Here is a 10,732-nt window from a genome sequence, read left to right as displayed (position 1 = left end):
TGGCGGTCGCCATCGCCGTTCCCGCCATCGCGCTGACGGTCAGCGTGATGGCTGGGACCTTCGCGCTGGTGGGCCGATGAGCGGCGATGGGCGCTCCGCGACCTAGTCGCCTGTGCTCGCCGCCTGGGGGCGTGCCCCGCGCTGCCTCAACGGGGTGTTGGCGAGCGCGAGGTAGCGGCGCACCCGCGCGATTGAGTAGCCGTGCTGTGCGGCGAGGTCGCTGATCGAGGCGCCCTCTTCGTACTGGCGGCGCAGCTGCGCGCTGACCGCGAGCTCGGAGTCGTGCGGGAGGCGCTGGTGGGATTCGAGCGTCGGGAGGGCGGTGAGTGGACGCTCGATCTGTCCGCCGGCGTATCCGCTGTAGACGCGGCCCTGCGGTTCGATGCTTTCGTCTGCTTCGTTTCCCCAGACGGACCAGCCCGGTCGCGGGTATCGGGCGAACATTTCGAGGTAGGGGCCGGGTGAGCAGGCTTCGATCAGCTCGTATTGCTCGTCGGGCTTTCGGGAGTGTTCGCGCTTGCGGGTCTCGATCATGTTGACCTGGCGGCGCCCGGGGGCGAGCGTGCGCATCCTGCCGCGCACGCCGAACAGGAGCAGCTCCGTGACGTTACGGAAATAGAAGCCGACGCCGCGCCCGTCGGGGCCGCCGTCCTTGCGTCGTTTCGCCCAGACGATGTTGGAGACGTAGCGGAATCCCCATGCGGTCATGACGTCGAGGCCCTCCGGGAGGAGGGCGTTAGGGACCCACAGGTACAGGTGTGCGTTGGGTGCTGCGACGTCGGCAACGGGCAGGTCCTTGATGGCGTCGAGGGGCATCGTGCCGTAGCGGCCGAGGCGCTTGTGTTCGGGTGCGACTTTGCCTGTCCGGTTCTGGAATCTCCACGGCGGGTCGGACAGGACCGTCGAAAATCCGCCCGCGACGGTGGGGAGGGGGGCGTAGGGCTCGTCTGTCATGCTACCCATGGTAGTACCATTTAGATCTAAATATAGATCTAAATTGAGGCGTGTTGCGTGGTGTCGCCCATGCGACAGACGCCGCCGGTGGCCGTGTTACGATGACGAAATGATCCAGACAGCGTCGTACGATAACCCGGATATTGTTCGCCCGAGCATCCGCGACAGGTATTCGTTTTTCGAAGTGAGAAATGCGTGCGGTGTCCTCGCCGCTGTCGCCCGCGACGAGTGGATGGATATTATCGAGGTATTGGACGGCTTTAGCTTTTCGGCGAACCTCCTACTTCGAGCTGGTGGGAATAACTCCGCAATGGCCGATCGGCTCAATGGAGAACTGCGGGCGCGGGGATGGGCCGAATGCAAATACGTCGTCAAGCGTGAAGGGTACATCGAATATCGCGAGAGATGGCGCGCAATTGAGGTGCTACCCCACAGTGAGACTCCTTCCTATTGGGTCGATAATCGCAAAGGGCGCGTCTTGGTCGACGTGGAATGGAATGCGAAAGATGGGAATCTCGACCGCGATCTCGCAGCCTACCGTGCCTGGTACGAGGACGGCCTGATCGACGGCGCAGTCATCATCACGAAAGACCGCCCATCACTTCTTGATCTTGCGTGCGACTTATGGGCAGAATACCTCGATGTTGCCTATGAAGACGTGTACAACGCGACGCGGCGCCCCGCGAAAAAGAGGACGGAGCGTGAGCGCGAATTGGCCCTGCCACTCGACCTGACCACGACGACCGTGACGAGCCTGGACAAAGCGAAACCGCGTGTTGATCGAGGCGAGGCCGGCACGTGCCCGGTCGCCGTCATTGCGGTCAGCGCTCGCACGTGGGACGGCACTCCCTACGTGCCCGTCGGTTCCTCCATGGACTAAAGGAACTTCATGAACGGCCCGAACACGTCCCACCCCCGCGGACACGACGCAGCGCCCACGTGCGCCGTCACCGTGCCCGTGTCCCTCGCTCCCGACGAGGCCGCCCGCGACCTTGCCCCGCGCCTGCGCTCGCTCGCGGGGGAGGGGACCCCGGCCTCGTCCCCCGGTGAACCTGCCCGCGCGCCGCTCGCCGTCCCCGTCGTCACCATCGACGGATACTCCGGCTCTGGCAAGTCCACGCTGGCGGCCGCCCTCGCGCGCCTCCTACCCGGCTGGCAGGTCCTCCACCTCGACGACTGGTACCCGGGCTGGGACGGCCTCGCCCAGGGCGCCGAGGTCGCCCGTCGAATCGCCGCCGACCTGCGGGAAGGCCGAGCCTCGTCCTACGTCACCTGGGACTGGGAGACCAACACAAGCGGTCTCGCCGTTGAAGTCCCCCTGGCCCCCACAATCATCGAGGGCTGCGGCGCCTGGGACGCCGACGCCGACCTGTCGGTGTGGATCGCCGACCCCGGCGAGGCCGAGCGGCGAAGGCGGGCGCTCGCGCGCGATGGCGCGACCTACGCGCCACACTGGCAGCGCTGGGCCATGCAGGATCGGGGCCGCTCGATAGACTAGGCACATGTTTACGCCGCCCCCCGAACCTCCGATGTGGGCGTGGCTCCTGTTCGGGGCCGTCGATTTCGCCATCCGTATCGTGGCGCTTGGCGTCGTCCCGAAACGCCGCCGAGCCTCCACCTCCACCGCGTGGCTGCTCCTCATCTTCCTGTGGCCCCTCCTCGGCGTCCCCCTCTACATCATCTTCGGATCCTGGTGGGCCATGGGGCGCCGCCTCGACGACGACCCCGAGGCCAGCGCCCTCGTCGACACCATCCTCGCAGGCTCCGCCAGGCCCGAGCCGACCACCTACGATGCGCCCGGCGGCACCAACGACGACGTGGCCGCGCTCATGCGCCTGACCGGCGCCCTGAGCGGCTTCCCCGACTCCTGCGGGCACGTCGTCGCGCTGCACAACGACACGGCCGAGACCTTCCGGCAGATGGCCGCCAGCATCGACCGGGCAACCCACCACGTGAACGCGCTCTACTTCCAGACGTCGTGGGACGAGTGCACCGCCCCCTTCTACGAGGCTCTCGAACGCGCGAAGGCCCGCGGTGTCACCGTCCGTCTCCTCGTCGACCACCACGGGCTGCGCACGATCCCCGGTCACAAGGCATTCCGGCGTCGCCTCGACGACATGGGGATCCTCTGGCACGAGATGCTGCCCTTCGCGCCCCTGCGCGGACACATCCGCCGCCCCGACCTGCGCAACCACCGCAAGATCCTGGTCGTCGACGGGCGCGAGGCCTACATCGGATCCCACAACCTGGTGGCCCCCGACTACGACACGCCCTCCTTCCAGAAAGCCGGCATCACCTACGACGACACCAGCGTGAGCCTCACCGGCCCTATCGTCACCCAGATCGAGGCCGTCTTTGCCCTCGACTGGTACTACGCCAGCAAGGAGGTCCTCACCCCCGCCGACCTCACCCCGCCCACCGCGTGCGAGGAGGAAGCGCCCGAGGAGGCCCCGGCCTCGTCGATGCAGATCATCCCCTCGGGCCCGGCGTTCCGAGACGAACCCAACCTGCGGGCCTTCGTGCACATGGTGTCATCGGCGCGCTCTCACGTTTCCATCGCGAGCCCCTACTTCATCCCCGACGAGGCGCTCATCGCCGCGCTGACGAACGCCGCCCTGTCCGGCGTCGAGGTCGAGCTCTTCCTTTCCGAGCAATTCGACCAATTCCTGGTCGGGCACGCTCAGCGTTCGTATTACGGGATGCTCCTCAAGGCGGGTGTGCGCATCCACCTGTACCGCAAGCCCACGATGCTGCATTCCAAGTACGTGGTCGTCGACGGCAGCCTGTGCGCCATCGGATCGTCGAACATGGATGTGCGTTCTTTCGGCCTCAACTACGAGATCACGCTCCTCGCCGACGATGCGTGCCTGGTCGAGCTGCTGCACGGTAACGACGAACGTAACCGTGAGCGCTCACGCGAGCTGACCTACGAGGAGTGGCGGGGTCAGCCGTGGCACGTGCACTACGTCGACAACGTGTGCCGCCTGTGGAGCTCGCTCCTGTGAGCACCTCGGGGGACGAGGCCGTGGCCGGGCGCGCGCATACTCCTCCTGCGCGGCAGCAAAACGGGGATCACGAGACGATGTCGAACACAGTGTCCGCCTCGCTCGAGGTGAACCCGTTCGTGGGCGAGGGCGGCGCCTACGACTCAGTGCGACCCGCCTACCCGGACGAGGCGGTGGCGGCGCTGCTGGGTGCTGAGCCTGTGCGGGGTGGCGCGGCCGGTCAGCAGCCCCTGCGCGTCGCCGACATCGGTGCCGGCACCGGCAAGATGAGCGAGCTCCTGGCGCGTGCGGGGGCCATCGTGGAGGCGGTGGAGCCCTCGGAGGCGATGCGCGCCCAGGCCTCGTTCATACCGGGCGTGACGTGGCACGACGGCGTCGCCGAGGATACGGGATTACCGGACGGTGCGTTCGATATCGTGGTGTTTGCCCAGTCCTGGCACTGGGTGAACTCCGAGCGCGCGGGGGTGGAGGTTGCCCGCATCCTGGCGCCCGGGGGCGCGCTGGGGATCGTGTGGAACCAGATGGACGTCTGTGTCCCGTGGGTGCACAGGCTCACGCGCATCATGCGTTCGGGGGACGTTCACCGGCCCGACCGTCCGCCCACGCCAGGCGGCGGCTTCGCGCCCATGCGCCTGACTCAGGTCGCGTGGGAGGACATCATGACGCCCGAGCAGATTCTCACCCTGGGGACGACCCGGTCCTCCTACATTCGCTCGTCGGGGGAGGGGAGAGCTCGCATGCAGGCGAACCTGCGCTGGTACCTCTACGAGCACCTGGGCCACGCGCCGGGGGAGGAGGTCGTCATCCCCTACACGACCCTCGTGTGGCGCGCCGAGCGCGAGGACGCGTGAGGCTGGCCGCCTCCTAGTCGAAGGTGATCTCGCGCTCGGTCTTGTTGTCGAACCAGCGGCGGCGGCCGTCGGGCTCGACGACGAGCTGAATGTCGGAGCCAACCGGCAGGAGGTAGATGCCGATGCAGGCCGGTTCGAGGGCGCACAGCTCGTTGAAGTCGACCACTGTCATGTTCGCGGGATTCGACAGGTACTCCTCGGTGTCGCGGTCTGACAGGACGCGCCATCCGGAGTCCTGCGGCGCGAAGGGCGTCTCGCGGGTCAACCACTTGATGTTGCCCGTCCGCTCGACGATCTTGCGCGAGACGATGGCCGCTCCGGCGTTTTCGATGAACGTGGTCATGCGTGTTCCTCCGTGTGTCTCTCGCTCCTGGCCTCCAGGTAGCGTGCGATGCGATCGGCCAGTGCCTGGCGATGGGGCCAGCGTCGAGCGACGTCGTACATGGTATCGTGCGAGCCCGTCAGCTCGATGTCGAAACCGGGATCGGGGGAGGCGAAGACGAGGTCGTACAGGGGGGTGAGCTCCTCGTCGGAGTACTCCTGCGTGGAGATCAAATGGACCAGGGGGATGCACCCGTTCTTGTCCGCTTGACCGAGCGCTACGCCTCGATCCATGAGGCGGCGGCATAGCGCGACGTCCCGGTCAACGTCGCGCGCGCCTTGCGCGAAGAGAATGTGGAACGGGTTCGTTCCGTCCGTGGTGCCGGCATCGAGAACGCAATCGCGGTCTAGCAGGAAGTCGCACATCGGGTAACGCTGCGCGGGATCGGTGTTGCTAAGCGCCTCGATGAAGAGGCTCTTGCCCCACCGCACACGCTTTTCGTCCCCGTCGGAAAACAACTCGTTGAATTGATCGAAGGTTCCCCTGTGTGCGACCGCAAAGATAGACGTCATCAGAGATTCCACCCGCTATTCATCGATATGAGCCCTGTTTCTCGATGAAAACTCGACTCGATAGTTCTTTGGTTTATTATACCAATCGAGAAATTGCTGTGGCGTCATCTCGCCATTGACATACGATCTCCATACGTCACTGTACTTGTGACCGGGCTTATGCCCCATGTCCCAGATGCCCGCTCGGGGCTGGCCCGGCTGCCAATCGACAGGTTTGCCGCGCCAGTCATGCAAAACGCCGTCGGCATCGGTGAATTCATCTCTGACCTTGTCCACAATCCCCTTGCGGAATGAGGGTCTATTCTTCGGGTTCAGGTACGGGCGCGGATCGCTGGGGTCAACGTGCGGGATCCCGTCGTCGTCCACAAACGTGCCGTAGTTGTGCGCCGGATCGCCCGTGTGCGGGTTTGGCGCGTCGGCCGAGGCCTTCGGCGCTGCCGGAGCGTCCACGTCGGCCTTCGGCGCGTCCGAGTGGGTGAGCTTATGGAGCCATTCTTTGAGCGACTTCAGGAGCTGATCGGCGTTGGTCAGCTTTGTGCCCAGGTTCGACAGCGATTCCTTCAGGGCCGAAATGCGCTTGGAGACGCCGCTCATCAGGGAGGCGACCTTGGTGGAAATCTGCTCCATGACGAGGGGGAAGGCGGTCCCGAAGGACGCGACCAGCTCGACCGCGTAGGACAGGATGGAGGCGACGACCTGGCTGATCGCGTCGCGCACGAAGTCGTGGACGAATTGGATGATCACCGCGCACACGTCGTAGGCGGTGCCGACCGCTCCCGAGAGCGCCCCCGTCATGGCGATGCCCTTGGTCGTGGCGCCCGATGCGGCGAAATACGCGGTCGCGGTGCTTCCTGTGAAGGACCCATCGGGGAAGGAGGAACGAACGTCGCGCTCGATGTTGTCCGCCGCGGCCTTCAAGGTCGCGGCGACGTTCTTCCACGTCTGCCCGTTCGCGCGCAGCTGGTCCGCGTCCCCGGCGAGCTGGAGCAGCCAGTCCTTGAAGGGCTGAATATGGTCGAACACCCACCCGATGCCCCACGCCATGAGAGTGGCCAGAGGATCGGACACGTAGGCGACCGTGTCGACGCCCAGCGCGACGCCCGCCAGCGCGCCACTGACCCACGACTTGTTGTCGATCGCCTCGCTGAGTTGTTCGATGTCATCGAAGACGCCGGCCCCCGACAGGGTCGACGTGGTGTCCTGACGCTGTGCGACCAGGGGATTGGTGCCGTCAGTTGCCACGGTACCCTCCGTCCAGACCCGAGCCGGCCTGACTCAGGGAGGCCGACGAGGAGGCCTCGCGCGCCTCGAAGCTGCGGGCGCTGGCGACCAGGGACTGTGAGAGCTTATCGAGGGCGAAGCCCGCCCCGCCGATCGCGAGCTGCTCGCCGGCCTCGACGAGCTGGAAAAGAGGAGCGATGAAGGGGCCGACCATCATCCCGAAGGCACCGCTGGAGGCGGAGGTCTGGCGCAGCGCGTCGGAGGCCTGCTCGAGGTCGCTCTGATAGGAGGCGAGTCGCCTGGCGTGGGCGATCAGGGCCGCGGGATCAAGTGAGAAGGTATCCGACACTCAGGGCCTCCGTGCGTTAGTCCACGGGTGCGGTGCTTCGTCCTCCGGCTCTTCCGGGTCGGGCACCCCATACAGCGAGCGCATGCGCTCAATGCCCGCGTAGTTCTCGCCGAAGGCTGCCTGGGAGGCGCTGATGACCTGCTCGCCGGCGTCGCGTCGGGCGGCCGCGTAGGCGGACATGATCGCCTCGCACACCTCGTTGGACACGCCCTCGATGCCGATGCCGAGGAGCGTTCCGCCGGAGTCGACGACCACCTCGACGCTGTTGTCTGGAGAGTTGCCCACTCCTTGGACGGCCTCGATCTGCTGGCGCATGACGCGGGCACGCTCGGCCTGCTCGCGAACCTGACGCTCCTGGCGGCGGATCAGGTCGGGATCATCCTCGAACAGCGCCATAGTCACCTTCCACACATAGACACCAACTATTTTACGTGAACCGTTAACCTGGTGGCAAGAATACGGCGAGGTCGTGGCCCGTGAGAGCCGTCGCAACGCCCGCTGAGCGGACGCGGATAGGCCGCCGCATCCCCTAGCGCCGAGAGCGTAGCGCCCAGATGAAGGATGCTCCGCCGATGAGGAGCAGGACGATGGCGGAGGAGCTCACCCCAATGACGACTCCCCGGTCAGTGCCTCCCTCGCTCAGCTCGGGCGCGGCCGGGGTTGGAATCGTCAGGGGGTCGATGGGCACGGCTGGGTCCATGAACGGGCCGACCGTTCCGTTGAGGATGGTGAAGAAGGTGTTGTCGACCTCCCCCTCAATGAGGGGGTCATCGGTCAAGGGGATCGTCGCGCCGTCCCGGGTGTCCCACTCGCACGTCGTGGAGTTGCTGTAGACGAGGAACTCGTTTTCGGTCTTGCGGGTCGGATCGCCGTTGCAGTGGGCGTTGTTGATACTGCCGAAGGTGATGCTCAATCGCGTGACGGTGGTCTCGCCGAGGGCGGACAGTATACGGTTGACGAGGCCCATGGGAACGCGGACCTGCATGGTGCCCGCGTCGTCCAGGGAGTAGAAGACGTGGCGGGACTCCCCCTGGTATTTCAGCGTGACGTCGCAGCGTTCGCCGACCCAGCTGACCTCCGCCTCGAACTCCTTCGAACGTCCCGTCAGCAGGGCGTTCGTCAAGGCGATGCAGTCCTCTTTCCAGAGGCGGGTGCCATCATCAAAGCCGCCGTCGAAGGACATGTGCAGTTCTCGGGCTGGGACGTAGTCGCCGGAAGCATCCTTGATGTGCGTGGAACGCACATCGATCCACACCTCGATGGGCACGTCGGGCACGATGGGCATCTCGGGACGCTCGGTCAGCGACACTGCCGGCGTGGGGATCGCCGCCATCGCAGGGGTGGGGGCGACAACGCCCACCATGCACAGCGCAACGGTGGCCGCGCAGGCGGCCCAGCGGGCGGCCCGTCGGGCGCGCCCCGTCAGCGTCCTCGTCGTCATCATGCCCTCCCGGTGACCATGTCATTCGCTGCGGCGCGAGTCCACTAACACTATCAGAGCACCCAACCCGGCGGCACGCCCCGGCGGCCCCGGCCTCGTCCCCTCCTGAACCGGGCCAGCGCGCCTGGCACAATGGGCATCATGGGTTTGTCGTTTCTGGGAGTGATCGCTGCGCTCGCCATGTACGCGGTGAGCGTGTCCCCCTCGCTCATGGCGCGTTCGTGGGCGTGGCACGCGGTCGCCTCGGGCGTCCTGGTCTCCGGCGGCTACGTCGCCGGCGTCCTCGTGCAGAACGTCGGCGCGCGCATTTTCACCGCCACGGGCTTGACGATTCGGGCCTCTGAACCCGTCGAGATCGGCTTCCGCGTGGCCGCCGGCGCCCTCTTCGCCGTCTGGTGGCTCTACGCCGTCATCCAGTCCTATCGGCGCGCGCGCAAGGCGGCGGCCCTCGTCAACATGCCGGGGGAGACCTTCGGGGAGTACATCCTGGGAACCGCGGGCACGGTCGTCGTGTCCTGGACGCTCCTGGCGATCCTCGGCGGGCTCAACCGCGTGGGGCGCCTGCTGATCGCGGCCCTGGGCGATTACATGCCTCGCCCCGCCGCCTTCGTGGTCGGCGTCGCCATCCTGTGCGTCATCGTCTTCTTCCTGACGTCGAACGTCATCCTGCGCGGAGGCATCGGCTTCTTCCGCCGCCACGCCGAACGCATGAACCTGCGCACCGCGCGAGGCATCTACAAACCCTTCGTGCCCGAGCGCTCGGCGTCCCCGGCCTCGCCCGTCACCTGGGAGTCGGTGGGCGGCCAGGGGCGCGTGTTCCTCGGGCGCGGCCCCTCGCGACTCGACATCGCGCAGGTGAGCGGCGGCGAAGCCATGGAGCCGATCCGCGTCTACGCCGGCATGCCCACCGGCGGGGCGGGCATCGAGGCGGCCGCGGCCACGGTCGTCGCCGAGCTTCGGCGCACGGGCGCCTTCGACCGCGCCGTCATCCTCCTCGCCGCGTCGACCGGCTCCGGGTGGGTCGACGAATGGCAGGTCCAACCCCTCGAATTCCTCACGCGCGGCAACTGTGCCACGGCCTCGTTGCAGTACTCCTACGTGCCCTCGGTGCTGAACTGGCTCACCGGCCTTGAGCCCGCGCAGGACGCCTCGGCGGCGCTCTTTCGCGCGGTGCGCGCCGAGCTGGACTCCATGGACGAGGCCGACCGCCCCGCGCTGTTCGTGTGCGGCGAGTCGCTGGGGGCCTTCGCGTCGCAGTCCGTCTTCTCCTCGGTCGAGGAGGCGCTGGCCCAGGTGGACGGTGCCTTGTGGGTGGGGACCCCCGCCTTCACGCCGATGCACAGGGCCCTGACGGCCGCGCGCCACAAGGGCAGCCCCGAGGTCGCCCCCGTCGTTCACAACGCGCGCCGCGTGCGCTTCGCCAACGAGCCCTCCGACCTGCGCACTGACCTGTACGGGCGCGAGCTTGGGCCGTGGGGGTTCCCCCGCGTCGTCTACGCCCAGCACCCCTCCGATCCGGTCGTATGGTGGAACAACAAGCTGATCTGGACGCAGCCGGATTGGCTGCGCGAGCGCGCCGGGCGCGACGTGTCTCGCAACGTCGAGTTCACGCGCTTCGTCACCTACATTCAGGTGCTCGCGGACCTGCCCGTCGCGGGCACTGCCCCCGGCGGGCACGGGCACACGTACCACGAGGAACTCATCCCCCTGTGGCGGGCGATCCTGGGCTTCGATCGCATGCCCGGCGAGGAGGGCGCGCACCCGCGCCTGGACGCGCTCGATGGGTCCTGGGTCGACGAGCAGATGGTGACGCGCATCGGCATCGTCGTGCGCGCGAACCTGGAGCTGTCCGACCGGCAGTAGGGGCTGGTCTTTAAGGGTCTGTGCGCGAACCTGGAGCTGTCCGACCGGCAGTAGGGGCTGTCGGCGCCTGCGGGAGGAGCTGTGCCGGCGGGTGGGGCCGTCGGGGCCTGCGGGAGGAGCTGCGCCGGCGGGGCCTGCGGGCGGAGCTGCGTCG

At 67.0% G+C, this 10,732-nt stretch carries 12 protein-coding genes; 5 read left to right on the top strand and 7 right to left on the bottom strand.

What is annotated here, in order from left to right:
* Positions 1-102 precede the first annotated feature (102 nt).
* Positions 103-954 (bottom strand): MT-A70 family methyltransferase, encoded by an 852-nt coding sequence (locus HMPREF1138_RS03040; RefSeq protein WP_155887126.1) that lies wholly within the window; start codon positions 952-954, stop codon positions 103-105.
* A gap of 109 nt (positions 955-1,063) precedes the next feature.
* Here HMPREF1138_RS03040 and HMPREF1138_RS10605 point away from each other — a divergent pair, with 109 nt between their 5' ends.
* From HMPREF1138_RS10605 to HMPREF1138_RS03020, 4 genes are read left to right on the top strand one after another with little or no spacing between them, the layout of a single operon-like run.
* Entirely contained in the window at positions 1,064-1,834 is a 771-nt protein-coding gene (locus HMPREF1138_RS10605; protein ID WP_009056374.1) for a BglII/BstYI family type II restriction endonuclease, read from the top strand.
* Between the two features lie 9 nt (positions 1,835-1,843).
* Positions 1,844-2,452, top strand: coding sequence for a hypothetical protein (locus tag HMPREF1138_RS03030; protein WP_009056375.1), 609 nt, complete (start codon positions 1,844-1,846; stop codon positions 2,450-2,452).
* Between the two features lie 4 nt (positions 2,453-2,456).
* Entirely contained in the window at positions 2,457-3,959 is a 1,503-nt protein-coding gene (locus tag HMPREF1138_RS03025; RefSeq protein ID WP_039936658.1) for a phospholipase D-like domain-containing protein, read from the top strand.
* On the top strand, positions 3,956-4,810 hold the full coding sequence (locus tag HMPREF1138_RS03020) for a class I SAM-dependent methyltransferase (RefSeq protein ID WP_009056377.1): 855 nt from the start codon (positions 3,956-3,958) through the stop codon (positions 4,808-4,810). The genes HMPREF1138_RS03025 and HMPREF1138_RS03020 overlap by 4 nt, the downstream gene beginning before the upstream one ends.
* A 13-nt stretch (positions 4,811-4,823) precedes the next feature.
* Here the strand turns inward: HMPREF1138_RS03020 and HMPREF1138_RS03015 are convergent, their stop codons facing one another.
* The 6 genes from HMPREF1138_RS03015 to HMPREF1138_RS02990 form a co-directional block, all read right to left on the bottom strand.
* Positions 4,824-5,153 (bottom strand): DUF2185 domain-containing protein, encoded by a 330-nt coding sequence (locus HMPREF1138_RS03015; protein ID WP_009056381.1) that lies wholly within the window; start codon positions 5,151-5,153, stop codon positions 4,824-4,826.
* On the bottom strand, positions 5,150-5,704 hold the full coding sequence (locus HMPREF1138_RS03010; RefSeq protein ID WP_021611390.1) for a hypothetical protein: 555 nt from the start codon (positions 5,702-5,704) through the stop codon (positions 5,150-5,152). Before HMPREF1138_RS03010 ends, HMPREF1138_RS03015 begins: the two co-directional genes overlap by 4 nt.
* A gap of 15 nt (positions 5,705-5,719) precedes the next feature.
* Entirely contained in the window at positions 5,720-6,946 is a 1,227-nt protein-coding gene (locus tag HMPREF1138_RS03005) for an HNH/ENDO VII family nuclease (protein WP_009056383.1), read from the bottom strand.
* A complete protein-coding gene (locus HMPREF1138_RS03000) occupies positions 6,936-7,274 on the bottom strand; it encodes a type VII secretion target (protein ID WP_009056380.1) in 339 nt (112 codons plus the stop codon). The genes HMPREF1138_RS03005 and HMPREF1138_RS03000 overlap by 11 nt, the downstream gene beginning before the upstream one ends.
* Positions 7,275-7,670: a hypothetical protein gene (locus tag HMPREF1138_RS02995; RefSeq protein ID WP_009056385.1), complete on the bottom strand. Its 396-nt coding sequence runs from the start codon at positions 7,668-7,670 to the stop codon at positions 7,275-7,277.
* A gap of 133 nt (positions 7,671-7,803) precedes the next feature.
* Complete coding sequence (locus tag HMPREF1138_RS02990; protein ID WP_009056382.1) at positions 7,804-8,718, bottom strand: hypothetical protein; 915 nt, start codon at positions 8,716-8,718, stop codon at positions 7,804-7,806.
* A gap of 129 nt (positions 8,719-8,847) precedes the next feature.
* Between HMPREF1138_RS02990 and HMPREF1138_RS02985 the strand changes: the two genes are divergently transcribed.
* Complete coding sequence (locus tag HMPREF1138_RS02985) at positions 8,848-10,578, top strand: alpha/beta hydrolase (protein ID WP_009056379.1); 1,731 nt, start codon at positions 8,848-8,850, stop codon at positions 10,576-10,578.
* Positions 10,579-10,732 lie beyond the last annotated feature (154 nt).

This window comes from Actinomyces sp. ICM58 (assembly GCF_000283035.1).
In the GTDB taxonomy this organism is placed as follows: domain Bacteria; phylum Actinomycetota; class Actinomycetes; order Actinomycetales; family Actinomycetaceae; genus Pauljensenia.
The sequence above is the reverse complement of the archived record's forward strand: the minus strand, read 5'-3'. Positions and strand labels throughout refer to the sequence as shown.

Excerpts from the sequence above, each read along its gene's own strand:
- HMPREF1138_RS03025 (WP_039936658.1), top strand. The coding sequence starts at position 2,457 with ATGTTTACGCCGCCCCCCGAACCTCCGATGTGGGCGTGGCTCCTGTTC.
- HMPREF1138_RS02990 (WP_009056382.1), bottom strand. The coding sequence starts at position 8,718 with ATGATGACGACGAGGACGCTGACGGGGCGCGCCCGACGGGCCGCCCGC.
- HMPREF1138_RS02995 (WP_009056385.1), bottom strand. The coding sequence starts at position 7,670 with ATGGCGCTGTTCGAGGATGATCCCGACCTGATCCGCCGCCAGGAGCGT.
- HMPREF1138_RS10605 (WP_009056374.1), top strand. The coding sequence starts at position 1,064 with ATGATCCAGACAGCGTCGTACGATAACCCGGATATTGTTCGCCCGAGC.
- HMPREF1138_RS03010 (WP_021611390.1), bottom strand. The coding sequence starts at position 5,704 with ATGACGTCTATCTTTGCGGTCGCACACAGGGGAACCTTCGATCAATTC.
- HMPREF1138_RS02985 (WP_009056379.1), top strand. The coding sequence starts at position 8,848 with ATGGGCATCATGGGTTTGTCGTTTCTGGGAGTGATCGCTGCGCTCGCC.
- HMPREF1138_RS03015 (WP_009056381.1), bottom strand. The coding sequence starts at position 5,153 with ATGACCACGTTCATCGAAAACGCCGGAGCGGCCATCGTCTCGCGCAAG.
- HMPREF1138_RS03030 (WP_009056375.1), top strand. The coding sequence starts at position 1,844 with ATGAACGGCCCGAACACGTCCCACCCCCGCGGACACGACGCAGCGCCC.
- HMPREF1138_RS03040 (WP_155887126.1), bottom strand. The coding sequence starts at position 954 with ATGACAGACGAGCCCTACGCCCCCCTCCCCACCGTCGCGGGCGGATTT.